Annotated in this window: 19 protein-coding genes; 11 read left to right on the forward strand and 8 right to left on the reverse strand. The window is 63.3% G+C overall.

Going from position 1 to position 22,700, the window contains the following annotated elements; all coding sequences use genetic code 11:
* Positions 1 to 13 precede the first annotated feature (13 nt).
* Positions 14 to 910 carry an NAD(P)-dependent oxidoreductase gene (locus HU752_RS07580; RefSeq protein WP_186681904.1) on the forward strand — a complete coding sequence of 299 codons (897 nt, stop codon included), beginning with the start codon at positions 14 to 16 and terminating at the stop codon, positions 908 to 910.
* Here the strand turns inward: HU752_RS07580 and HU752_RS07585 are convergent.
* Together HU752_RS07585 and HU752_RS07590 are read right to left on the reverse strand one after the other, a co-directional pair.
* Positions 801 to 3,089, reverse strand: a complete 2,289-nt coding sequence (locus tag HU752_RS07585; RefSeq protein WP_186681902.1) for a putative bifunctional diguanylate cyclase/phosphodiesterase — start codon at positions 3,087 to 3,089, stop codon at positions 801 to 803. The two genes, HU752_RS07580 and HU752_RS07585, sit on opposite strands and share 110 nt — an antisense overlap.
* Before the next feature lie 127 nt (positions 3,090 to 3,216).
* Positions 3,217 to 3,582 (reverse strand): YkgJ family cysteine cluster protein, encoded by a 366-nt coding sequence (locus HU752_RS07590; RefSeq protein WP_186681900.1) that lies wholly within the window; start codon positions 3,580 to 3,582, stop codon positions 3,217 to 3,219.
* A gap of 223 nt (positions 3,583 to 3,805) precedes the next feature.
* On the opposite strand from HU752_RS07590, the gene HU752_RS07595 reads away from it, so the two are divergent.
* Positions 3,806 to 5,152: a spinster family MFS transporter gene (locus HU752_RS07595; protein WP_186681898.1), complete on the forward strand. Its 1,347-nt coding sequence runs from the start codon at positions 3,806 to 3,808 to the stop codon at positions 5,150 to 5,152.
* A gap of 165 nt (positions 5,153 to 5,317) precedes the next feature.
* Here the strand turns inward: HU752_RS07595 and rapA are convergent, their stop codons facing one another.
* The gene (gene rapA, locus HU752_RS07600; protein WP_186681896.1) at positions 5,318 to 8,164 is read right to left on the reverse strand and encodes an RNA polymerase-associated protein RapA; all 2,847 of its coding nucleotides are present in this window, start codon (positions 8,162 to 8,164) and stop codon (positions 5,318 to 5,320) included.
* Positions 8,165 to 8,406: 242 nt separating this feature from the next.
* On the opposite strand from rapA, the gene HU752_RS07605 reads away from it, so the two are divergent.
* Entirely contained in the window at positions 8,407 to 8,751 is a 345-nt protein-coding gene (locus HU752_RS07605; protein WP_186681894.1) for an aspartate-semialdehyde dehydrogenase, read from the forward strand.
* Here HU752_RS07605 and HU752_RS07610 read toward each other — a convergent pair.
* The 3 genes from HU752_RS07610 to HU752_RS07620 form a co-directional block, all read right to left on the reverse strand.
* Positions 8,721 to 9,956, reverse strand: a complete 1,236-nt coding sequence (locus HU752_RS07610) for an aminotransferase class V-fold PLP-dependent enzyme (protein WP_186681893.1) — start codon at positions 9,954 to 9,956, stop codon at positions 8,721 to 8,723. The two genes, HU752_RS07605 and HU752_RS07610, sit on opposite strands and share 31 nt — an antisense overlap.
* Complete coding sequence (locus HU752_RS07615; protein WP_186681891.1) at positions 9,953 to 10,423, reverse strand: RidA family protein; 471 nt, start codon at positions 10,421 to 10,423, stop codon at positions 9,953 to 9,955. Before HU752_RS07615 ends, HU752_RS07610 begins: the two co-directional genes overlap by 4 nt.
* Before the next feature lie 89 nt (positions 10,424 to 10,512).
* The gene (locus tag HU752_RS07620; RefSeq protein ID WP_186681889.1) at positions 10,513 to 11,385 is read right to left on the reverse strand and encodes a LysR substrate-binding domain-containing protein; all 873 of its coding nucleotides are present in this window, start codon (positions 11,383 to 11,385) and stop codon (positions 10,513 to 10,515) included.
* 184 nt (positions 11,386 to 11,569) lie between these two features.
* On the opposite strand from HU752_RS07620, the gene HU752_RS07625 reads away from it, so the two are divergent.
* Together HU752_RS07625 and ccoM are read left to right on the forward strand one after the other, a co-directional pair.
* Entirely contained in the window at positions 11,570 to 11,731 is a 162-nt protein-coding gene (locus HU752_RS07625; protein ID WP_186681887.1) for a hypothetical protein, read from the forward strand.
* A 144-nt stretch (positions 11,732 to 11,875) separates the two neighbouring features.
* Positions 11,876 to 11,992 (forward strand): cytochrome c oxidase subunit CcoM, encoded by a 117-nt coding sequence (gene ccoM, locus HU752_RS31940; protein WP_010449458.1) that lies wholly within the window; start codon positions 11,876 to 11,878, stop codon positions 11,990 to 11,992.
* A gap of 1,002 nt (positions 11,993 to 12,994) precedes the next feature.
* On the opposite strand, the gene HU752_RS07630 is transcribed toward ccoM, so the two are convergent.
* Positions 12,995 to 14,470 (reverse strand): inorganic phosphate transporter, encoded by a 1,476-nt coding sequence (locus HU752_RS07630; protein ID WP_186688486.1) that lies wholly within the window; start codon positions 14,468 to 14,470, stop codon positions 12,995 to 12,997.
* 386 nt (positions 14,471 to 14,856) lie between these two features.
* Positions 14,857 to 15,057, reverse strand: a complete 201-nt coding sequence (locus tag HU752_RS07635) for a hypothetical protein (RefSeq protein WP_186688484.1) — start codon at positions 15,055 to 15,057, stop codon at positions 14,857 to 14,859.
* A 598-nt stretch (positions 15,058 to 15,655) separates the two neighbouring features.
* Here HU752_RS07635 and pcaR point away from each other — a divergent pair.
* From pcaR to HU752_RS07665, 6 genes are all read left to right on the forward strand, one after another.
* Positions 15,656 to 16,498: a pca regulon transcriptional regulator PcaR gene (pcaR, locus tag HU752_RS07640; RefSeq protein WP_186688481.1), complete on the forward strand. Its 843-nt coding sequence runs from the start codon at positions 15,656 to 15,658 to the stop codon at positions 16,496 to 16,498.
* A 297-nt stretch (positions 16,499 to 16,795) separates the two neighbouring features.
* A complete protein-coding gene (pcaK, locus tag HU752_RS07645; RefSeq protein WP_186688478.1) occupies positions 16,796 to 18,142 on the forward strand; it encodes a 4-hydroxybenzoate transporter PcaK in 1,347 nt (448 codons plus the stop codon).
* 206 nt (positions 18,143 to 18,348) lie between these two features.
* A complete protein-coding gene (locus HU752_RS07650) occupies positions 18,349 to 19,206 on the forward strand; it encodes a CoA transferase subunit A (protein WP_186688475.1) in 858 nt (285 codons plus the stop codon).
* Positions 19,206 to 19,985 carry a CoA-transferase subunit beta gene (locus tag HU752_RS07655; protein ID WP_189656795.1) on the forward strand — a complete coding sequence of 260 codons (780 nt, stop codon included), beginning with the start codon at positions 19,206 to 19,208 and terminating at the stop codon, positions 19,983 to 19,985. Before HU752_RS07650 ends, HU752_RS07655 begins: the two co-directional genes overlap by 1 nt.
* Positions 19,982 to 21,187: a 3-oxoadipyl-CoA thiolase gene (gene pcaF / locus HU752_RS07660; RefSeq protein ID WP_186688488.1), complete on the forward strand. Its 1,206-nt coding sequence runs from the start codon at positions 19,982 to 19,984 to the stop codon at positions 21,185 to 21,187. Before HU752_RS07655 ends, pcaF begins: the two co-directional genes overlap by 4 nt.
* A 187-nt stretch (positions 21,188 to 21,374) precedes the next feature.
* The gene (locus tag HU752_RS07665) at positions 21,375 to 22,670 is read left to right on the forward strand and encodes an MFS family transporter (protein ID WP_186688472.1); all 1,296 of its coding nucleotides are present in this window, start codon (positions 21,375 to 21,377) and stop codon (positions 22,668 to 22,670) included.
* Positions 22,671 to 22,700: the final 30 nt, after the last annotated feature.

Below are 22,700 nucleotides of genomic sequence, written 5' to 3' on the forward strand. Positions count from 1 at the left end.
CGGGGAACTTTTTATGAATTCTGTACTACCTGCGCTGGGCTTCGCCGGAATCGGCCTGATGGGCCTGCCGATGTGCCGTCGCTTGCTGGCGGCGGGGTATCCCCTGACCGTGTGGAACCGGTCACCGCACAAGTGTGCCGAGCTGGTGGCGGCCGGTGCGCGGCAGGTTGCGACGCCCGCCGAGCTATGCGGGCAGGCGGATGTGGTGATGCTCTGCCTGGCCGATACGTCGGTGGTGCAGGATGTGGTTTTCGGTGCTCACGGCGTGGCGCAGGCGGCGAGGGCAGGGCAGCTGCTGGTGGATTTTTCCAGCCTGGAACCGACGGCGACGCGGCAAATGGCCGCAAGGTTGCTGGCCGAGCGTGGCATGCACTGGCTGGATGCGCCGGTCTCCGGTGGTACTGCCGGTGCCGAGGCCGGTAGCCTGGCGATCATGGTCGGTGGTGAGGCGGCTGACCTGGAACGGGTTCGCCCGGTACTGCTGAGTCTTGGCCAGCGGGTCACGCACATGGGCACGGTGGGCGCCGGGCAGGTGACCAAGGCCTGCAACCAGATGATCGTCGCCTGCAATGCCCTGGTCATTGCGGAAGTGGTGGCGTTGGCGGAGCGTTCCGGCGTGGACGCCAGCCTGCTGGCCGAGGCGCTCAGTGGTGGTTTCGCCGACTCAAGGCCGCTGCAGATCCTCGCTCCGCAGATGGCCGAGAGCCGTTTCGAGCCGATCAAGTGGCATGTGCGCACCCTGCTCAAGGACCTGGACGGTGCGGTGAAGTTTTCCCGTGAGCAGGGTTCGGCGACACCGATCAGCGGATTGGCCGCACAGTTGATGCGCTTGCATGGTAGCCAGGGGTATCTGCAAAAGGATCCCGCGACGCTGGTGAATCTGTATCGCGAGCCGCCACTGGCGGAGTGAGCGGGGCGGGAGAGGACAGTGGGCGCTGGTTGAGCTGCTGGATCACGGCAGGCAGCTCTTCCATCAGCACCGGCTTGCTCAGCAGGTGGCCCTGGATGTAGTCGCACTCGTACTCGGCGAGGAAATCGAATTGCTGCTGGGTCTCGACGCCCTCGGTGACCACTTGCAGGTGCAGGGTGTGGGCCATGACGATGATCGCCTGGACGATCTCCATGTCCGGGGCCGACTTGGGGATGTCGAGGATGAACGAGCGATCGATCTTCAGGGTGTTGAGCGGCAGGCGCTTGAGATAGGCCAGCGATGAGTAGCCGGTGCCGAAGTCGTCGATCGACAGCGAGACGCCCAGGCTGCGCATCTGCCGCAGCAGTTGCAGGGTATTGGTGATATTGCCCATCAGGGCGTTTTCCGTGACCTCCAGTTCCAGCCTCTGGGCCGAGATGCCGGTGGTCCGCAGTACGTTTTCGATATCGTCGGCCAGTTCCTCGCGGGCCAGGTTGAGCGAGGAGCAGTTCACGGTGACCATCAGTTCGCCATGACCCTGTTCATCCAGGGTTGCCAGGTCGTTGCAGGCCGTGCGCAACACCCAGTTATCCAGCGCGGCGACCAGGCCGTTGGCTTCGGCGATGTGCAGGAAGCGGTCCGGGGTCAGCAGCCCGTGTTGTGGATGATTCCAGCGGATCAGCGCCTCGAGCTTGGTGACCCGGCCGCTCTTGATCTCGCAGATCGGCTGGTAGAACAGCTGCATCTCGCGGCCTTCGCGCAGCGCCTGGCGCAGTTGTTCCTCCAGCTGCAGCTCCAGGCTTGCCTTGGTCTTCAGGTTTGCATTGAAGAAATGCAGGCTGTTGCGCCCGGCATCCTTGGACTGGTACAGCGCCAGGTCGGCATTTTTCAGCAGTTCCTCACAGGTCGTGCCGTCCTCGGGAAAGATGGCGATGCCGATACTGGTGGTCATCACCATGCGCCGGCCTGCCAGTTCGATCGGCTCCTTCATCTTCTGCATGATGCGCTGGGCCATGTTCCGGGCCTCGTCGCGCTTGTGCACGCTGATGACGATGCAGAATTCGTCGCCGCCAAAACGTGCGACCACGTCGTCATGGCTGCGGGTGGCGCTCTTGATGTGCGCGGCAATGACCTTGAGCAGTTCGTCGCCAGCGTCGTGGCCGAGGCTGTCATTGATTCGCTTGAAGTGGTCGATATCGAGGAACATCACCGCCAGCATGCCGTTGAGACTGGCGCGTTCGATCAGCCGCTCGGCGAAGATCTGGTTGAAACCGCGGCGGTTGATCAGGTTGGTCAGCGGATCGTAGTGCGCGACCTGGGCCAGGGACAGGCGGGCCTGGTCCAGCTGGCTGAGCAGCGCGTTGACCCGGCGCAGGTCCTGTTCCTTGTGCTGCAGTTTCTTGTTGGAGAGGGCGGCGCTGACACTGCTGCCGATGATCAGCAGGGTGATCAGGGCGATGGTCATGCCCAGTTGCAGGTGATTGTTTTCCACTGCGGCAGTGGCGACGTGACCCTCCGGAAGCACCAGGCGCAGCGACCACATGCCGGTGAAATGCATGCTGACGATGGCGGCACCCATGACCAGGCTGGCGCTGTACTTGAGCAATTGGTGGAACATGCCGCTGCCGCTGCGAAAGTGTCGGGCCAGCAGCAGGGCCGCCAGGCTCGCGCCGATGGCGATCAGTACCGACAGGCCGGCCAGCCACGGCTGGTAGTACTGCTGCGCGCTCGAGCGGACGGCGGACATGCCGACGTAGTGCATGGCGGCGATGCCCAGGCCCATCGACAGGGCGGCGCGAAAGGTCTGGGACGGGCGCAGTTCAGGGCGACCGAGGGTGTGCATGGCAAGAAAGGAGGCGAACAGGGCGATCAGCAGTGAGACCAGGGTGGTGACCAGGTCGTAGCTCACCACGATGGGCGTCTGGAACGCCAGCATGCCGATGAAGTGCATGGCCCAGATGCCGCCTGCCAGGCAACAGGCCCCGACCCAGCGCCAGAGCCGTTGCTGGGCGGGATGCTCGACATGGCCGACACGCTCGGCCATGTCGAGCGTGGCAAAGCTGGCGGCGCAGGCAACCAGGTAGGCCAGCATGACCAGCAACGGATTGTGGCTGCAATCGAGCAGTACTTGCCCGTTATCGGGAAGTTCGTTGACAAAATGCAACCCCAGCCATTCCATAGCATGCCCTGTACTAGACGCCTTGAACTGGCGGCGCCGCGGACACCGGCCAGTGCATTGGAGTATAGAGGCTCACCCGGTGACGCAAGGGCTAATGGCAGAGTGCTGCCAATGATTTGGCGATTGGCTAAATAGCGATTGGTACTAAGTCCGACTGCCCTGGCTCCAGGGGCGGCAGGCCAAAGGCGGCACGGGCGGCGTCGCAGCGTTCGTTGGGTTCGCCATTTTCCCAGGCGGCATCGAACTCGCGGCAGGGGCTGGAGCGCTGGTTGTAGATCGAGCAACTGACGCCTTGGCCGACTTCCCCTTCCAGGGCGGTGCAGCGAGGTTTCTTGCCTTCGGTACCGATCATCGCCACCCGGCTGGGGCTGATCTGGCTGACCAGTTCGTCGGGCACCAGGCCACCGCCCGAAACACACTCTCCCCAATAGAACGAGACACGGAAATAGGAACAGCAGGCACCGCAATTCAGACACGGATTAGCATCAGACATGGAAGGTCAACGGAGAAAGAAGGAGGGAGGGAGTTTGGCACTATTCTAGGCTTCGGCTGCGCCTTTGTAAGGGGGTGTTACAAGTATTTTTGCCGGCCTCGATAGAGCCTCCATTGGTCGGTATCAGCGCCGCGAATGGTGGCAGACAGGCGATATCAGGCTGACTAGATTGAGGGGGCACGATCGCGCAGCGAAGCCCAATAACAATAAAGAGACGGACCCCATGCAGAACTCGACCCAAGCGGCGAATGCCTGGCGCATTCTGTTCCTGTTGTTCCTTGCCAACCTGTTCAACTTCTTCGACCGGACCATCCCGGCGATCATCATCGAGCCGATCCGCATGGAATGGCACTTGAGTGATTTCCAGATCGGCATCATCGGTACCGCCTTCACCCTCGTCTATGCGATCGCCGGCCTGCCCCTGGGGCGCATGGCCGACAACGGTTCGCGCAGCAAGCTGATGGGCTGGGGCCTGGCGGTGTGGAGCGGGCTGACGGCGGTCAATGGCCTGGTGGGCAGCTTCTGGAGCTTCCTGCTGGTACGCATGGGCGTCGGTATCGGCGAGGCCAGCTATGCGCCAGCCGCCAACTCGTTGATCGGCGACCTGTTCCCGGCCCATCGACGGGCCCGTGCCATGGGGATCTTCATGCTTGGCCTGCCGTTGGGGCTGCTGCTGGCGTTTTTCACCATTGGTGCGATGGTCAAGGCGTTCGACAGCTGGCGGGCGCCGTTCTTCATTGCCGCGGTGCCCGGGCTGGTGCTGGCGTTGTTCATGTTCTTCATCAGGGAGCCCAAGCGCGGCGCGGCGGAGAGCGTCCAGGTCGCACAGACCCGGATCGATCGTCCCGTGCGGCGCCTGCTGGCGATTCCGACCTTTCTCTGGCTGGTGCTGGCCGGACTGACGTTCAACTTCGCCACCTATGCCTGCAACTCCTTCCTGGTGCCGATGCTGCAGCGCTATTTCCAGATGCCGTTGCAGGAGGCCGCAGTGGCCACCGGGGTGATTGTCGGTTTGACCGGCCTGGTCGGCCTGACCCTGGGCGGCTGGGTAGCGGACAAGATCCACCAGCGTATCGCCAACGGACGCCTGCTGTTCGCCGCCGTGAGCCTGGTGGTGTCGACCCTGGCGACCGCCTGGGCGCTGCATGCCGGACGGATCGAGATCGGCGTGTTCGTCGCTGTATTCAGTGTGGGCTGGCTGTTTGCCTACAACTTCTACACCTGCGTCTACACCGCGATCCAGGACGTGGTCGAACCGCGGCTGCGGGCGATGGCGATGGCGGTGTATTTCGCCGGTCTGTACCTGTTGGGTGGTGGTCTGGGGCCGGTGGTGGTCGGCCTGCTGTCCGATCATTTCGCCCATGCGGCGATGCTGGCGGCGGGCGCGCAGGAGATGACCGAGGCATTCAAGGCCGTGGGGCTGCATGACGCGATGTACCTGATTCCGGCGGCGTTGCTGCTGACGCTGCTGTTCCTGTTCCAGGCGGCGCGGTGTTTCAGTCGGGATGCGGCGCGGATGCGCGAGGGGATGGGGCAGGACGAGGTGAGTGTGGCGCCTGTCACTGCTTGATAGTCAGTTGGAGGGGGGAGACCTGTTCGCGGATGAATCCGGCTCCCACAGTGGAGTGGTGTTCACAGATTTTGTGATCACCACTGGACCTGTGGGAGCCGGATTCATCCGCGAAGAGGGAGCTTGAAGCCCTGGACGAATCCCGCCCCACAGCGCACAGTCAGATCAACCGGCGACCAGCACCCGGATCGCTTCCAGGCGCAACGCGGCTTTTTCCAGCATCGCTAGGCCCTGTTCACGCTGCTTGCGCAGGGCGACCAGCTCGCTGTCACGCACGCTCGGGTTGACGGCCTGCAAGGCGGTCAGACGTGCCAGTTCCTCGTCGGTATCGGCGGCCAGGCGACGTTGCGCCTCGGCCACGCGCTCGGCGTGGCGTGGGGCGACCTTCGCTTCACCGGCGTTGATCTTCGGCGCCAGGCTGTCACGCTGGGCCTGGATGAACTTGTTGGCGCTGGCCTTGGGCACGCTTTCCAGCTGGTCGTTCAGGGTCTCGAACGCGACGCGTGGCGACAGGTCGTTGCCGTTGGCGTCCAGCAGGCAGCGCAGGGCGGCTGGTGGCAGGTAGCGGCCCAGTTGCAGCGAGCGGGGGGCGACCACTTCGCTGACGTACAGCAGCTCCAGCAGCACGGTCCCAGGCTTGAGTGCCTTGTTCTTGATCAGTGCCACCGCGGTGTTGCCCATCGAGCCGGACAGCACCAGGTCCATGCCGCCCTGCACCATCGGGTGTTCCCAGGTGATGAACTGCATGTCTTCGCGCGACAGGGCCTGGCCGCGGTCGTAGGTGATGGTCACGCCTTCGTCGTCGCCCAGCGGGAAGCTGGCGTCGAGCATCTTCTCGCTCGGCTTGAGGATCAGGGCGTTTTCCGAATGGTCTTCGCTGTCGATGCCGAAGGCGTCGAACAGGGTTTCCATGTAGATCGGCAGGGCGAACTGGTCGTCCTGTTCGAGGATCGCCTCGACCAGCGCCTCGCCTTCACCGGCACCGCCGGAATTGAGTTCCAGCAGGCGGTCGCGGCCGGTGTGCAGTTCGGCTTCCAGGCGCTCGCGCTCGGCCCGGGCCTCGTCCACCAGCTTCTGCCACTCGCCGTCGTCGCCACCTTCGAGCAGCGGCAGCAGGCGCGGGCCGAACTGATGCTGCAGGGCGTTGCCGGTCGGGCAGGTGTTGAGGAAGGCGTTCAGCGCTTCGTGGTACCACTGGAACAGGCGTTCCTGCGGGCTGGTTTCCAGGTACGGCACATGCAGCTCGATCACGTGCTTCTGGCCGATCCGGTCCAGGCGGCCGATCCGCTGCTCCAGCAGGTCCGGGTGCGCTGGCAGGTCGAACATCACCAGGTGATGGGCGAACTGGAAGTTACGGCCCTCACTGCCGATTTCCGAGCAGATCAGCACCTGGGCGCCGAATTCCTCGTCGGCGAAGTAGGCGGCCGCGCGGTCACGCTCGAGGATGTTCATGCCCTCGTGGAAGACCGTGGCCGGGATGCCGGAGCGCACGCGCAGGGCGTCCTCCAGGTCCATGGCGGTTTCCGCGTGGGCACAGATCACCAGCACCTTGGTGCGCTTGAGCATCTTCAACTGGTCGATCAGCCACTCGACACGCGGGTCGAAACGCCACCAGCGTTCTTCGTCACCACCGTCCGCCTGCGCCTGGAAGCTGACTTCCGGGTACAGCTCGGCGTGTTCGCCCAGCGGCAGTTCCATGTACTCGTCCGGGTTCTGCAGCGGATAGGCGTGCAGCTTGCGCTCCGGGAATCCCTGCACGGCGGCGCGGGTGTTACGGAACAGCACGCGGCCGGTGCCGTGGCGGTCGAGCAGTTCGCGCACCAGGCGCGCGCTGGCTTCGGCATCGCCATCGTTGACCGCAGTCAGCAGGGCTTCGCCTTCGTTGCCGAGGAACCCCTGGATCGTCTTGTGTGCAGCCGGGGACAGGCGCCCCTTCTCAAGCAGTTCCTGCACCGCTTCGGCCACCGGGCGATAGTTTTCGCTTTCGGCGCGGAACGCGGCCAGGTCGTGGAAACGGTTCGGGTCGAGCAGGCGCAGGCGCGCGAAGTGGCTTTCCTGGCCCAACTGCTCTGGTGTCGCGGTCAGCAGCAGGACACCGGGAATGGTCTCGGCCAGTTGCTCGACCAGCGTGTACTCCGGGCTGGCCTGTTCTTCGTGCCAGACCAGGTGGTGCGCTTCGTCGACCACCATCAGGTCCCAGCCGGCGGCGAACAGCGCGTCCTGGGCCTTTTCGTCCTCGACCAGCCACTCCAGGGCCACCAGGGCCAGCTGGGTGTCTTCGAACGGGTTGCTGGCATCGCTTTCGATGAAGCGTTCGGCATCGAACAGCGCGACCTGCAGGTTGAAGCGCCGGCGCATTTCCACCAGCCACTGGTGCTGGAGGTTTTCCGGTACCAGGATCAGAATGCGGCTGGCGCGTCCGGACAGCAGCTGGCGATGGATCACCAGGCCGGCCTCGATGGTCTTGCCCAGGCCCACCTCGTCCGCCAGCAGTACCCGCGGCGCGATACGGTCGGCGACTTCACGGGCAATGTGCAACTGGTGGGCGATCGGCTGGGCGCGGGCGCCGCCCAGGCCCCAGAGCGAGGATTGCAATTGGCGGCTGGTGTGTTCCAGAGTGTGGTAGCGTAGCGAGAACCACGACAGCGGGTCGATCTGCCCGGCGAACAGGCGGTCGCTGGCCAGGCGGAACTGGATGAAGTTCGACAGCTGGGTTTCCGGCAGCGTGACCGCTTCGTTCTGGGCGTTCAGGCCGTGGTAGACCAGCAGCCCGTCGACATCCTCGACTTCGCGCACGGTCATCTTCCACCCCTCGAAGTGGGTGATGGTGTCCCCGGGCGAGAATCGCACACGGGTCAAGGGCGCATTCCTTAGCGCGTACTGGCGAGTGTCGCCAGTGGCCGGATAGAGCACGGTCAACAAGCGGCCGTCCTGTGCCAGAACGGTGCCTAAACCCAGCTCGGCTTCGCTGTCACTGATCCAGCGTTGCCCCGGTTGATACTGCTGCGCCATGCTGCCTGACTCCCGCCTTGAAAAAGCCGACTATCTTAACGGAATCGACGCTTTCAGGCCAAAGGCTCTTGATCGAAAGGATTGATCTCCAGAAAGGACACTGACTCAGGTTAAAGGTAGTTCAGCGCGACGTTCGTCGGAGCGTATTGCACCCTTTAGCGATAACCGGGTCACAGTTTCGCGACTGACGGCTCAAGTCGCCCCGGCCGCAGCCGACAGCTTGCCCGACAGGAGAAAAAATCATGTTGCCACCGATGCTACCCCTGAGTGCCGTGCCGGTTACTTCACAGCAGGACCCGATCCGACCGCGACCGGATATCCCGCCCGTGGTGCCCGTGCAGGAAAGCTCCAACGAGAGCACCATCGACCTGCAGAAGCGCGACCCGGAAGAGGCCGCCTGGCAATTGCGCGAGGAACAGCGGCGCCAGCAGGAACAGCAACGCCGGCGCGAGGCCGACGCCGAGGACGATCCGGAACGCCACCTGGCGGTACCGGGCGACGAGCTCAACGCCGACAACACCGTGCCGGTGGTCCCCTTGATGGAAGACCAGCCACGTCAGGGCCTGCTGGTCGACGTCGAAGTCTGACCAGGCTCCCGGGCCAGCTGTGCGAGGGCCTGGAGCAGCACCCCGATCTCCTGATCGGTATTGAGATAGCTCACCGCGATGCGCGCCACCGCTGGCAGTTCGCGGGCCTGCATGTCCAGCGGCGTGTAGGCGGTACCGTTGGCGCCGATGTTGATATTGCTCTCGGCCAACCGCTGTTTCAGTGCAAAGGCATCCCATCCCTCCAATGTAAAGGCGATCAACCCCGATTGCTGGCCGGGCAGGCCCAGGTCCTGCAGTTCAATTCCGGGGATCTGGCGGAGATCATCCCGTATTTTTGTGGCCAACTCCTGGATTCTCCCGCGAATACGCGCGATGCCGAGCTGATTGGCCTCCTTGAGGGCATTGGCCAGGCCCGCGATCAATACCAGCGAGCGCTCGCTGGTTTCGAAACGACGCGCATCGTTGCGCAGGGTGAAGCCCTGGCCGTCCCAGGGCGCGGACAGTACATCGAGGCAGCGGGGTGCCAGCTGTTCGAGAAAACCTTCGCGTACATACAGCAACGCAGTACCTCGCGGCCCCCGGAGAAACTTGCGGGCAGCGCCCTTGAGCACGTCGCAGCCCAGTGACTGTACATCGCATGGCAGTTGCCCGAGCGCCTGGCCGGCGTCGATGAAGTAGGCGATGCCGTGGCGTCGGGCCACCTGGCCGATGGCTTCGGCCGGATTGATCAGGCCACCATTGGCCGGTAGCCAGGTCAGCGCGATCAGACGCACGTGGGTGTCGATCATCTGTTCGAGGGAGGAGACCGACACCGCACCGGTTTCGTCGCAGGGGATCACTTCAAGGCGGGCTCCGGCCTTGACTGCTTCGGCCATGCAGGCCAGGTTGCCGGCCCATTCGTGCCGCCCGACCAGAATCCGCTCGCCGGCGCGCCAGGGGCCCAGGGCCGCGAAGGCCTGGCCCCAGGCGGCGGAACCGCTGCTGGCGAAAGCGATGTTCTGCGGGTTGGCATGGAGCAGGTCAGCGGCGGCCTGGCGGGCTTCCTCCTCCAGGCGTGCGCCCTCGATCCCGGCCTCCATCTGGCCGATATCCGCTTCGCGTTGCAGTTGGCGGGCCATCGCCTCCAGGGTCGCCTGGCTGGGGAGTGAGGCGCCGGCGTGATTGAAGTGAACCACCTGCGAGCAGCCGGGCGTGGCGGCACGCAGCCCGGCGATTTCGCGGTCCGACCAGTCGTTGACGATCATGGCTGCAACTCGAAGATCGCGTCGATTTCCACTGCGACGCCACTGGGCAGGCTGGATACGCCGATCGCCGTGCGAGCATGCCGCCCCTTTTCACCCAGCACGTTGACCAGCAGGTTGGACGCGCCGTTGGCGACGACGCCCTGGCGTTGAAAATCCGGGCTGGCGGCCACGAATACACCGAGACGGACGATGCGCACCAGTTTCGACAGGTCGTCATCGAGGGCGTTGCCCAGTTGCGCCAGCAGGCCGAGGGCCGCCAGCTCCGCAGCCCTGGCGCCTTCGTGCTCATCGAGGGTGTCACCCAGGCGACCCATGTAGGTGGGCTTGCCGTCCAGCAGCGGGATCTGCCCGGAGATGAACAGCTGGTTGTGGCTGATCACGTGATTCACGTAGTTGGCGATCGGCTGGCTGGGCTGCGGCAGGCTCAGGCCCAGTTGGCTGATGCGTTCGGACAGGGAATTGCTCATGGGGGAAACCTCCTGGAAGAAGGTTTCAGCATGCTCGGCGCACCCTCGGCCGACAAACGGATAGATTCAATCGGACGTATCTATCTGGCTCATGCGTTCGCGCATTGTTCCGTGAGCCAGGTGCAGAAGCATTCGGCTTCTGCGCAGGGCAGGGTATTGGGGCGGATCAGCCAGTAGCCGATTTCGCTCTCATAGGGGGGAGTATCGAAGGCAGGTACCAGGGAGCCGTCCCTGAGCCGACGTTCGATCAGGCGTTGGCGACCCATGGCGATACCCTGGCCGGCGACGGCCGCTTCGACCACGATGTTGTAGTCATGGAGCATGGCCGTGGGGTAGGGCTGCAGGTCGATGTGATGGTGCCGGGCCCAGTCGATCCACTCGAAGGGGTGCCGGGCCTGGGCCATCAGCAACGGACCAGGCCCGCTGGCGCTGGCCTTGTAGGCTGGACTGCAGACGGGAAACAGGCGTTCGCCCATCAGGCGTCGGGCTTCGACATCCGGCCAGCCGCCCTTGCCGTAGCGGATCGCGAGGTCGACCTGGGCGCCGGCGACATCGGCGAGCTGGATCGACGGTTCCAGCGCGACCTGGATCTGCGGATGGCGAGTCATGAAGTCGGTGAGGCGCGGCGCCAGCCAGAGCGTGGCGAAGGAGGCCAGCAGGCCGATCCGCAGGACACGCGGTGATGTGGGGGTACGCAATTGCCGGCTGGCTTCGGCGATCTGCTCCAGGGCCGGGCGGATCTGCTGGTAGTAGCGGCTGCCGGCGTCGCTGAGGTCAATGGCCCGGGTGCGACGGATGAACAGGCGCTGGTCCAGGTGTTGTTCGAGTTTCTGGATCTGGTGGCTCACTGCGCTTTGGCTGACCGACAGTTCGTCGGCGGCCTTGATGAAGCTCAGGTGTCGGGCTACCGATTCAAAGGCGCGCAGGGCCAGCAGGGGCGGGAGGTCCTTGGGCAATGTCACGTCAACGCTCCTGGATGGCCGGTGGAGTGAGCGATTCTGCGCGCAAATGGCAGCCGCGGACATACCCGGGTGGAGGCTGATGCATTTCCTGGCTGGTCAGCGCGGGCGCTTGCCCGCATTATTGGGCTATTGCGTGGGCCGGGGACGATCCTGGCTGAATTCGACCGATAGCGATGTAGTGATCATGAGCCAAGACGACAAACTGATTGACCTGGGTGCCGAGCGGGCCAAGCGTATCCATGACCTGAACGAGAAGCGCCTGAATGAGGTTCGCCAGGCCTTCGAGCAGGCGATGCCACTGGGCAAGGCCAAGAAAAAGCCGAAGAACAAGCCGAAAAAGCGCTGATATCTGCGCTGAAACTTGATGCAAGTCAGTTAATCCCCTTTCCCCGCGCCCGGTTCCGGGCGGCATTGACGCCGGTCAATTTTCCTCCGTGCCCGTTTGGGTAACTTAGGCCCATCGCAACAAGGCGAGTGCAGGAGGCCAGTCATGTTTTTCGATAACGTGGTAATTGCCGGAGTGCTGACGGTTGGCCTCATGGTGGTGTTCCTCGGCGGATTTGGATTTTTTATCTGGAAAGACTCACATAAGAGGAAGAAACCTTAGGTCTTTTCAGAGAACGAGCACGCAAGGCATTTTGGGCGACTTCGGTCGCCCTTTTTTTTGCCTCGCGTTTTTGGCTTTGGGGGGGCTGCTATTGGGTGTACATATCCGTTTGTGCGTTTAACTGATGTAACGGTTTCGCCCCTTACGGGCGAGTCACTTTTGCCAGTCGCGGCAAAAGTAACCAAAAACGCTCGCCCCTCCATTGGCCCTCGCTGCGCGAGGGTTCCTTCGCTCCGGTCCTGTTTCGAGAGCACGCCGTGACGGGCCATCCATGGCCCAACACGGCTCGCCCGGCCTCCCTGCCGGGCGACTCTCGAAACAGAACCTCCACTCAGCCTGCTGGGAACGGGGCAGGTAGATCAAAAGCAAGATCAAAAGCAGAAGGGTGAATCTGGAAGTTTTTCGGCGACTTCAATGGCCTCTTCGCGGGCAAGCCCTGCTCCTACAGATGGGTGTCGTATACAGCCTCTGTGCACGACGCAAACTTGTAGGAGCCGGGCTTGCCCGCGAAGCTCTTTGCTCTTGCTCTTGCTCTTGCTCTTGCTCTTGCTCTTGCTCTTGCTCTTGCTCTTGCTCTTGCTCTTGCTCTTGCTCTTGCTCTTGCTCTTGCTCTTGCTCTTGCTCTTGCTCTTGCTCTTGTTTTTGATCTTTGGCCCCGTTCCCAGCAGGCCGAATGGAGCCCTCGTGTAGTGGGGAACTCGGCATGGATGCCGAGTTAGCGCCGATGGGCATGGATGCCCATGCGGCGCGACCCACGGAGCGAGGGCGGAATGAGGGAACCCCTCGCGTAGCGAGGGGCCAATGGAGGGGCGAGCGTTTTTGGTTACTTTTTTCGCGTCTGAAAAAAGTAACTCGCCCGTAAGGGGCGAAACCGTTACATCAGTTAAATGAATAAACGGATATGTACCCAGATTGTCTGTTAAACACCACAACTAAACATCAAGACGAAAAAAAAGGTGCCCCCAAAGGTAGCACCTTGATTTTCAGATCACCGCAGTCAAATCAACTGCCAATCATCTTCGAGGCAAGCCAGAACAACCCGGCAGACAGGCCCACCGTCGCCGGCAAAGTCAGCACCCAGGCCAGCAGGATGGTCTTGATCGTGCTGCTCTGCAGCCCGCTCTTATTCGCCAGCATGGTCCCCGCGACACCCGACGACAGAACGTGGGTCGTCGAAACCGGCAGTGCGAATATGTTCGCCAGGCCGATCATCCCGGCCGTGGTGATCTGCGCCGACATGCCCTGGGCATAGGTCATGCCCTGCTTGCCGATCTTCTCGCCAATGGTCTGTACCACGCGTTTCCAGCCCACCATGGTGCCCAGGCCAAGGGCCAGGGCCACGGCCAGGATTACCCAGAAGGGTGCGTATTCGGTGGTCGTGGTCAGGTCCTTGCGCAGTTTCTCCAGGTCCGCCTTCTCACGCGCGTCCAGGCCCGGCAGCTTGCCGACCTTCTTCGCGGTGTCGTCCAGGCAGAGCAGGTAGCGACGCACTTCGATGCGCTTTTCCGGCGCCAGCGAGTGGTAGTCGTTGACCCCCTTGAGGTCATTCAGCAGCGCGGCGATGGTCGGTTCGGTCTGCTGTGGGTTACAGCTGAACTTGCCCGGCAGGTCGTCCTGCATGCTCTTGCCCAGGGCCAGGAACTCGCTCAGGGTGGCGTTGTTGCGCTGGTAGAACTGGCTCAGGTGCAGCGTCGCGTCACGGGTACGCTCGATCTGGTAGGTGGTGGTGCTCAGGTCGAGCACGAACTGCGCCGGCACGATACCGATCAGCACCAGCATGATCAGGCCGATGCCTTTCTGACCGTCGTTGGAGCCGTGCACGAAGCTCACGGCCATGGCCGAAACCACCAGCACCATGCGATTCCAGAACGGTGGATGCTTCTTGTCATCGAGTTTACGGCGCTGCTCCGGGGTCTTGTGCATCTTCGACTGCGGGCGCCACCACTTGAGACCGACCAGGATCAGACCCGCCACCAGCATGCCGGCCAGCGGCGAGAACACCAGCGAGGCACCGATGTCGATCGCCTTCTGCCAGTTGACCCCGTCGCCCAATGGAATGTCGTTGAGCAAGGCATTGGCCAGGCCGACACCGAGGATCGAGCCGATCAGGGTATGGGAACTGGAGGCCGGGATACCGAAATACCAGGTGCCCAGGTTCCAGGTGATGGCCGCGGCCAGCAACGAGAACACCATGGCCAGGCCATGTCCGGTGTTGACGTTGATCAGCAGTTCCACCGGCAGCAGGTGGACGATCGCATAGGCAACGCCGACCCCGCCCAGCAGGACCCCGAAGAAATTGAATACACCGGAGAAGAACACCGCGAGATGAGGCGGCATGGCCTTGGTGTAGATAACTGTCGCCACCGCGTTAGCGGTGTCATGAAAGCCGTTGATGAACTCGAAGCTGAGGACAAAGGCCAGGGCGAGCACCAGGCTCACGAGGACCCAAGCATCCAGTCCGCTGAATAAATCGATCATGTAGGTTTTCTGACCCGGTCATAAGGGGGCGCGATTATGCCAGAAAAGCCCGCTAATCGATGCACTAGCTGCCCATCGGTAACATTCTTCAATGAAAAAAAATGTAGGAAACCCGCAAAACCCAGGCTTTCCGGGGGGATGACAAGCTTCTGATTTCATTGGGAATGTCTGGCAATCACGAGGTTTTGCTGCAAAGCCGACAGGCCGAAACAGCCGTATGAAATTTCTGGGTGAGGACTTGCCTGGCGTCAATCTGCCCGATGGTGGGGCGGGTTCCGGGGCTCGTCGCGGGTAGCGCGAGCCGCTGACGTCCAGGTGCCTGGGAGAATCCGGATAGGATGAGCAGGCAGCAGGGGCAAGTCTCACAGGATTCAGGGGCGAGCCAACTAGGATTCCTGTGGCCTGAGTTCCTGTTCCATTTTTTGCAGTTCCTGGGTAAAGGCCAGGTCCAGGCGGCTGGCTCGTTTTCGCCAGGGTTTGCGTTCTGGTTCGGGTTGCGCGGCGTAGGTGGTGACTTCCCCGCCGTAAACATCCTTGTAACGTTGCTCCTGGCGCTCAAGTTCCGCGCGCAGTTCGTCTTTCGTCACAGTGTTACCTAATTCGATATTGAAAAGTTTTCCATTGCCATGAACACGACCACGGGAATGGATATGCCTCTCGGCTCCAAGCCCAAGCTCCCACAGTCACGACAACACCCAGCGGAATGATTGTCGTTTGGAGAGTATATCGGTCTGTTTGAATAATACTACCGCGAAGAGGGGAAGGCCCGTCAACTTTGTCCGGGGGCTTTGTCGCGTAGGAGTTTTGAACTGTAACTTGAGGACTTGAGCAAGTACTGCCTGTTTCTTGGCGGCGAATTATTGCTGGAAGTTTGTGAGGCGGCTAATGCCCAGGTAATAAAGGTGGTAGGGGGAAGTTGCTATCGGGGGTGTTGCAAAAGAGGAGGGGGGAAGAACGGCCTTACTTCGTGGGTAAGGCCGTGCCGGTGAGTTCCCCGGTGGGTACCTGACCAGTATGCCGGGAATCGCAGAGCGGCAAGGCAACGTTATAAGCCCCGAAACCGCGCTGGTCAATTGCGATTATCGGCCGTGTGTTCGATAATCGCACAATGTAGGGCCCGAACGGCTTGTCTATCGGCTGTCGGCAGCCTGTAATAGCGGCTGACCGTGTGAACAAGGACCTGGAATGAACGATCCACTGCGTACTGCCTTCAATTCCGTCGCGCCGCCTATCGTCGCCTCGCCCGCCAAGCGGATCCAGGCCTTTACCGGTGACCCGGACTTCATGACCTCGCTGGCCCGCGGCCTGGCGGTGGTCCAGGCATTCCAGGAGCGCAAGCGTCACCTGACCATCGCGCAGATCAGCCATCGCACGGAAATTCCCCGGGCGGCCGTACGGCGCTGCCTGCATACCCTGATCAAGCTCGGTTATGCCACCACCGATGGGCGCACCTATTCGCTGCTGCCCAAGGTGCTCACCCTGGGGCACGCCTATCTGTCCTCCACCCCCCTGGCGGTGTCGGCGCAGCCCTACCTGGATCGCATGAGCGAGCAGCTGCACGAGGCTTGCAATATGGCCACCCTCGAGGGCGACGACATCCTTTATATCGCTCGCTCGGCCACCCCGCAGAAGCTGATCTCGGTCGACCTGTCCGTGGGTGGCCGGCTGCCGGCCTACTGCACTTCCATGGGACGGATCCTGTTGGCCGCGCTGGACGATGCGTCGCTGCAGGAGTACCTCGAGCATGCCGACCTGCAAGCCAAGACCAGCCGGACCCTGCACACCCCCGAAGCGTTGCTCGAATGCCTGCAGCAGGTTCGCCGGCAGGGCTGGTGCATTGTCGACCAGGAGCTGGAGCAGGGCCTGCGTTCGATCGCCGTGCCGGTCTACGACGCCTCGGGCCAGGTGCTCGCGGCCCTGAACGTCAGTACCCATGCCGGGAGTGTCAGCCGCAGCGAACTGGAGCAGCGTTTCCTGCCGAACATGCTCGCCGCCAGCCGCGACCTGAGCGCCCAGTTGTTCGCCTGACGAGCGGCTCGCCAGGCGAAGCTGTTCGATAACCGCCCAGTTACGCGTTTATCGAATTGCGCGGTTTGCCGCTGCTGATTAATGTCGCGGCAGCGTCCTGAATTGACGAGCCGGCAAGGCTTGCTCCGGGGCCGCCCCATAATAATGAAGAGGCCAAACCGCCATGAGCATCTCCGCCGATCCCTCTCCCGCGCGCTCGTCGTCCTGACGCGGCACGCCTGATCCAATCCGTTTCATCCCACGTCGCCGGCCCGGTCGGCGCCTGTTCGTCTGCGCGTTTGTGTGGAAATAAAAATAATGAACCAGCCTCAATCCGCTGTCGGTCACTGCCTCGATGTGCAGTCCCTTATCAATAGCCAGCCGCTGTCGAGCTACCAGTGGCGGGTGGTGATCTTGTGTTTCCTGATCGTTTTCCTCGATGGCCTGGACACCGCGGCCATGGGCTTCATCGCCCCGGCGCTGTCCCAGGACTGGGGGATCGACCGTGCCAGCCTCGGCCCGGTCATGAGTGCCGCGCTGATCGGCATGGTCTTCGGCGCGCTGGGTTCCGGCCCGCTGGCGGACCGTTTCGGGCGCAAGGTGGTGCTGGTCGGGGCGGTGCTGCTGTTTGGCGCCTTCAGCCTGGCCTCGGCCTACAGCAGCAATGTCGACCAGTTGCTGGTCCTGCGTTTCCTCACCGGCCTGGGGTTGGGCGCGGGCATGCCCAATGCCACGACGCTGTTGTCGGAGTACACCCCCGAGCGGCACAAGTCGCTGCTGGTCACCAGCATGTTCTGCGGCTTCAACCTGGGCATGGCCGGTGGCGGCTTCATCTCGGCCAAGCTGATCCCGGCCTTCGGCTGGCACAGCCTGTTGCTGATCGGCGGGTTGTTGCCGCTGCTGCTGGCGGCGGTCCTGCTGTTCTGGTTGCCGGAGTCGGCGCGTTTCCTGGTCGTGCGCAACCGGGGGGTGGACAAGGTGCGCAAGACCCTCGCACCGATCGCACCGCAACAGGTTGCCGCGGCGGCGGACTTCAGCGTGCCGGAGCAGAAGACGGTCAAGGCGCGCAATGTGCTGGCGGTGATTTTTTCCGGTACCTACAGCGCCGGCACCCTGCTGCTGTGGCTGACCTACTTCATGGGCCTGGTGATCGTCTACCTGCTGACCAGCTGGTTGCCGACGCTGATGCGTGACAGTGGCGCGAGCCTGGAGCAGGCCGCGTTCATCGGTGCGCTGTTCCAGTTCGGCGGCGTGTTGAGTGCGGTCGGGGTCGGTTGGGCCATGGACCGCTTCAACCCGCACAAGGTGATCGGCACGTTCTACCTGCTGGCCGGGGTCTTCGCCTACGCGGTTGGCCAGAGCCTGGGTCATATCGCATTGCTGGGGACCCTGGTGTTGGCGGCAGGGATGTGTGTGAACGGTGCGCAATCGGCGATGCCTTCGCTGGCTGCGCGCTTCTATCCGACACAGGGGCGGGCCACGGGCGTGTCCTGGATGCTCGGGATCGGTCGTTTCGGGGCGATTCTCGGTGCCTGGATGGGGGCTACGCTGTTGGGTATGGGGTGGAGTTTCGAACAGGTACTGACGGTGCTGGTGGTACCGGCGGCACTGGCGACGGCAGCTGTGTTGATCAAGGGACGAGTCAGCCACGCGGATGCGACCTGAGCCTGGCCGAAAGGGCAGGCCAGCGCGGGCGCGTGGACGCTTGGCCGGAGTTGATAGGTTGCAAACAATTGGTTCGATTATCGAACACATAATCGATTATCGGATTGTTTGCAGGCTGAGCCCAGGCTTAATCTGGCTTCACTCCGGCGCCTGACCTCGCGCCTTTTTCTTCCAAGCTGGCTTGTTGAAACCGGGAGTCTGTATCCATGGCTGAAATCCTTTCGCTGCATGAAGCGGTGAAGCAATTCGTCAACGACGGCGATACCGTCGCGCTCGAAGGCTTCACTCACCTGATTCCGACTGCGGCGGGTCATGAAATCATTCGTCAGGGCAAGAAAGACCTGACGCTGGTGCGGATGACCCCCGACCTGATCTACGACCAGCTGATCGGTGCCGGTTGCGCCCGCAAGCTGGTGTTCTCCTGGGGCGGCAATCCGGGTGTCGGTTCCTTGCACCGCCTGCGCGATGCGGTCGAGAAACAGTGGCCGCACGCCCTGGAAATCGAGGAGCACAGTCACGCCGACCTGGCCAACGCCTACGTCGCCGGCGCTTCCGGCCTGCCGTTCGCGGTGCTGCGCGCCTACGCCGGTTCCGACCTGCCGAAGGTCAACCCGCTGATCAAGAGCGTGACCTGCCCGTTCACCGGTGAAGTACTGGCGGCTGTGCCTTCGGTACGCCCCGATGTCACGGTGATCCACGCACAGAAGGCCGACCGCAAGGGCAACGTCCTGTTGTGGGGCATCCTTGGTGTGCAGAAGGAGGCGGCCCTGGCGGCCAAGCGCTGCATCGTCACCGTCGAGGAGATCGTCGACGACCTGCAGGCCCCGATGAACGCCTGCGTCCTGCCGACCTGGGCGCTGAGTGCGGTTTGCCTGGTACCCGGTGGCGCACACCCGTCCTACGCCCATGGCTACAGTGAGCGCGACAACCGTTTCTACCAGGCCTGGGACCCGATTGCCCGCGACCGCGAAAGCTTCAGCGCCTGGATCGCCGAATACATCCACGGCACGGCGGACTTCGCCGAGTTCCGGGCCAAGCTGGCCCACGCCTCGGAGGCAAAATAATGACCTACACCACCCATGAGATGATGACCGTTGCCGCCGCCCGCCGTCTGAAGAACGGTTCGGTCTGTTTCGTCGGCATCGGCCTGCCGTCCAAGGCGGCCAACCTGGCGCGCCTGACGTCCTCGCCGGACGTGGTGCTGATCTACGAATCCGGTCCGATCGGTGCCAAGCCGAGCGTGTTGCCGTTGTCCATCGGTGACGGTGAGCTGGCGGAAACCGCCGACACGGTGGTGCCGACTGGCGAAATCTTCCGCTACTGGCTGCAGGGCGGGCGTATCGACGTCGGTTTCCTCGGTGCGGCCCAGGTCGACCGCTTCGGCAATATCAACACCACGGTGGTGGGTGACTACTTCTCGCCGAAGGTCCGCCTGCCAGGTGCTGGCGGTGCTCCCGAGATCGCCGGTTCGGCGAAGAGCGTGCTGATCATCCTCAAGCAGTCGGCGCGTTCCTTCGTCGACAAGCTGGACTTCATCACCTCGGTCGGCCACGGCGAAGGCGGCGATTCCCGCCAGCGTCTCGGCCTGCCCGGTGCCGGCCCGGTGGGCATCATCACCGACCTGTGCATCATGGAGCCGGAAGCCGGCACCCATGAGTTCGTCGTCACCTCCCTGCACCCGGGCGTGACCCGCGAGCAGGTGGTGGCTGCCACCGGCTGGGCGGTCCGCTTCGCCGAGCAGGTTGCCAGCACCGCCGAACCGACCGACGTCGAACTCGTCGCCTTGCGCGACCTTGAGGCGCGCACCGCCGCAGCCCATGGCCAAGCCCCGGGAGAAGCCTGATGCGCGAAGTCTTTATCTGTGATGCCGTGCGCACCCCCATCGGCCGTTTCGGCGGTGGCCTGGCCGGCGTGCGTGCCGATGACCTCGCTGCGGTGCCGATCATGGCGCTGCTGGAGCGCAACCCGTCGGTTAACTGGAGTGAGGTCGACGAGGTGTTCCTCGGCTGCGCCAACCAGGCCGGCGAGGACAACCGCAACGTCGCGCGCATGGCGCTGCTGCTCGCCGGCCTGCCGGACAGCGTGCCGGGCGTGACCCTCAACCGTCTCTGTGCTTCGGGCATGGAAGCGATCGGCAATGCCTTCCGCGCCATCGCCAGTGGCGAGATGGAGCTGGCGATCGCCGGCGGCGTCGAGTCGATGTCCCGCGCCCCGTTCGTCATGGGCAAGGCCGATGCGGCGTTCTCGCGCAACATGAAGCTGGAAGACACCACCATCGGCTGGCGCTTCATCAACCCGTTGATGAAGGCCCAGTACGGGGTCGATGCGATGCCGCAGACGGCCGACAACGTCGCCGACGACTACCAGGTCTCCCGTGCCGATCAGGATGCGTTTGCCCTGCGCAGCCAGCAGCGTACCGCCGCCGCCCAGGCCGCCGGTTTCTTCGCCGAGGAAATCGTGCCGGTGCGTATCGCCCACAAGAAGGGCGAGACCGTGGTCGAGCAGGATGAACATCCGCGCGCCGATACGTCGCTGGAGGCCCTGGCGAAACTCAAGCCGGTCAACGGCCCCGACAAGACCGTGACCGCCGGCAATGCTTCCGGTGTCAACGATGGTGCGGCGGCGTTGATCCTGGCTTCCGCCGAGGCGGTGAAGAAGCATGGCCTGACGCCACGGGCGCGGGTACTCGGCATGGCCAGTGCCGGCGTGGCCCCCAGGGTCATGGGCATCGGCCCGGTGCCGGCGGTGCGCAAGCTGACCGAACGGCTCGGCCTGGCGGTCAGCGACTTCGACGTGATCGAGCTGAACGAGGCCTTCGCCAGCCAGGGCCTGGCGGTGTTGCGTGAACTGGGAATCGCCGACGATGCGCCCCAGGTCAACCCGAATGGTGGCGCGATTGCCCTCGGCCACCCCCTGGGCATGAGCGGTGCGCGCCTGGTACTGACCGCCTTGCATCAGTTGGAAAGGACCGGCGGCCGCAAGGGCCTGGCGACCATGTGCGTCGGCGTCGGCCAGGGCCTGGCCCTGGCGATCGAGCGGGTCTGAGCCGTCCTGTGGGACACGGCCGGGCGGCGTTCCGCTGGCGGGTGATCGATACGTCGCGGTGCACCGGAAGGACGGCGCCGTGTTGATCACCTGGCAAGCCGCTTCCCACCCAGGTCTGCTGTGCTGGGGAACAGGTCTGTTGCAAAGTATGTCTAGACTGCAACTATCCCTCTACGAGTGAGTGAACATGACAACAACAACGACGCCGTACACCGGTGAGGAACGCAGCAAAAGGATCTTTGCAATCGTCGGTGCCTCTTCCGGCAACCTGGTCGAATGGTTCGACTTCTATGTCTATGCCTTCTGTGCCATCTATTTCGCCCCTGCCTTTTTCCCTTCCGATGACCCGACGGTCCAGTTGCTGAACACCGCCGGTGTCTTCGCTGCCGGCTTCCTGATGCGTCCCATCGGCGGCTGGCTGTTCGGCCGGGTGGCCGACAAGCACGGGCGCAAGAACTCGATGATGATCTCGGTGCTGATGATGTGCGGCGGCTCCCTGGTCATCGCCTTCCTGCCGACCTACGCCAGCATCGGTGCCTGGGCGCCGGCGCTGCTGCTGGTGGCGCGGCTGTTCCAGGGACTGTCGGTAGGCGGCGAGTACGGCACCACCGCTACCTACATGAGTGAAGTGGCATTGCGCGGACAGCGCGGCTTCTTCGCTTCGTTCCAGTACGTGACACTGATCGGCGGCCAGTTGCTGGCCGTGCTGGTGGTGGTGATCCTGCAGCAGTTCCTCACTGAGCCCGAGCTCAAGGCCTGGGGCTGGCGTATCCCGTTCGTGGTCGGCGCCATCGCCGCGCTGATCTCGTTGCTGCTGCGCCGCTCGCTGAAGGAAACCACCAGCCGGGAAACCCGCGAGGACAAGGATGCCGGCAGCATCCGGGCACTGTTGCGTGACCACAAGGCAGCGTTCATCACCGTGCTCGGCTACACCGCCGGCGGCTCGCTGATCTTCTACACCTTCACCACCTACATGCAGAAGTACCTGGTGAACACCGCCGGCATGAGCGCCAAGACCGCGAGCTTCGTGATGACCGGCGCGCTGTTCCTGTACATGTGCCTGCAGCCGGTGTTCGGCATGCTCTCGGACAGGATCGGCCGGCGCAACTCGATGCTCTGGTTCGGTGCCCTGGGTGCACTGTGCACGGTGCCGATCCTGCTGGCCCTGAAGACCGTCACCAGCCCGTTCCTGGCCTTCGTACTCATCAGCCTGGCCCTGGCGATCGTCAGCTTCTACACCTCGATCAGCGGCCTGGTCAAAGCCGAAATGTTCCCGGTGCAGGTGCGGGCGCTTGGCGTGGGCCTGGCCTACGCGGTGGCCAACGCGGTGTTCGGCGGCTCGGCGGAGTTCGTGGCGCTGAACCTCAAGAACGCTGGCATGGAAAACGTCTTCTACTGGTACGTGACGGCCATGATGGTGGTCGCCTTCCTGTTCAGCCTGCGCCTGCCGAAACAGGCGGCGTATCTGCATCACGATCATTGATCGATCTGCGCGCCCTTGATGGGCGCGCCT

Source organism: Pseudomonas vanderleydeniana, from assembly GCF_014268755.2.
Lineage (GTDB): Bacteria > Pseudomonadota > Gammaproteobacteria > Pseudomonadales > Pseudomonadaceae > Aquipseudomonas > Aquipseudomonas vanderleydeniana.

What these genes read in the sequence shown, in the direction of transcription:
- HU752_RS07580 (WP_186681904.1), top strand. Translation starts at nt 14, where the DNA reads ATGAATTCTGTACTACCTGCGCTGGGCTTCGCCGGAATCGGCCTGATG.
- HU752_RS07585 (WP_186681902.1), bottom strand. Translation starts at nt 3,089, where the DNA reads ATGGAATGGCTGGGGTTGCATTTTGTCAACGAACTTCCCGATAACGGG.
- HU752_RS07590 (WP_186681900.1), bottom strand. Translation starts at nt 3,582, where the DNA reads ATGTCTGATGCTAATCCGTGTCTGAATTGCGGTGCCTGCTGTTCCTAT.
- HU752_RS07595 (WP_186681898.1), top strand. Translation starts at nt 3,806, where the DNA reads ATGCAGAACTCGACCCAAGCGGCGAATGCCTGGCGCATTCTGTTCCTG.
- rapA (WP_186681896.1), bottom strand. Translation starts at nt 8,164, where the DNA reads ATGGCGCAGCAGTATCAACCGGGGCAACGCTGGATCAGTGACAGCGAA.
- HU752_RS07605 (WP_186681894.1), top strand. Translation starts at nt 8,407, where the DNA reads ATGTTGCCACCGATGCTACCCCTGAGTGCCGTGCCGGTTACTTCACAG.
- HU752_RS07610 (WP_186681893.1), bottom strand. Translation starts at nt 9,956, where the DNA reads ATGATCGTCAACGACTGGTCGGACCGCGAAATCGCCGGGCTGCGTGCC.
- HU752_RS07615 (WP_186681891.1), bottom strand. Translation starts at nt 10,423, where the DNA reads ATGAGCAATTCCCTGTCCGAACGCATCAGCCAACTGGGCCTGAGCCTG.
- HU752_RS07625 (WP_186681887.1), top strand. Translation starts at nt 11,570, where the DNA reads ATGAGCCAAGACGACAAACTGATTGACCTGGGTGCCGAGCGGGCCAAG.
- ccoM (WP_010449458.1), top strand. Translation starts at nt 11,876, where the DNA reads ATGTTTTTCGATAACGTGGTAATTGCCGGAGTGCTGACGGTTGGCCTC.
- HU752_RS07630 (WP_186688486.1), bottom strand. Translation starts at nt 14,470, where the DNA reads ATGATCGATTTATTCAGCGGACTGGATGCTTGGGTCCTCGTGAGCCTG.
- pcaR (WP_186688481.1), top strand. Translation starts at nt 15,656, where the DNA reads ATGAACGATCCACTGCGTACTGCCTTCAATTCCGTCGCGCCGCCTATC.
- pcaK (WP_186688478.1), top strand. Translation starts at nt 16,796, where the DNA reads ATGAACCAGCCTCAATCCGCTGTCGGTCACTGCCTCGATGTGCAGTCC.
- HU752_RS07650 (WP_186688475.1), top strand. Translation starts at nt 18,349, where the DNA reads ATGGCTGAAATCCTTTCGCTGCATGAAGCGGTGAAGCAATTCGTCAAC.
- HU752_RS07655 (WP_189656795.1), top strand. Translation starts at nt 19,206, where the DNA reads ATGACCTACACCACCCATGAGATGATGACCGTTGCCGCCGCCCGCCGT.
- HU752_RS07665 (WP_186688472.1), top strand. Translation starts at nt 21,375, where the DNA reads ATGACAACAACAACGACGCCGTACACCGGTGAGGAACGCAGCAAAAGG.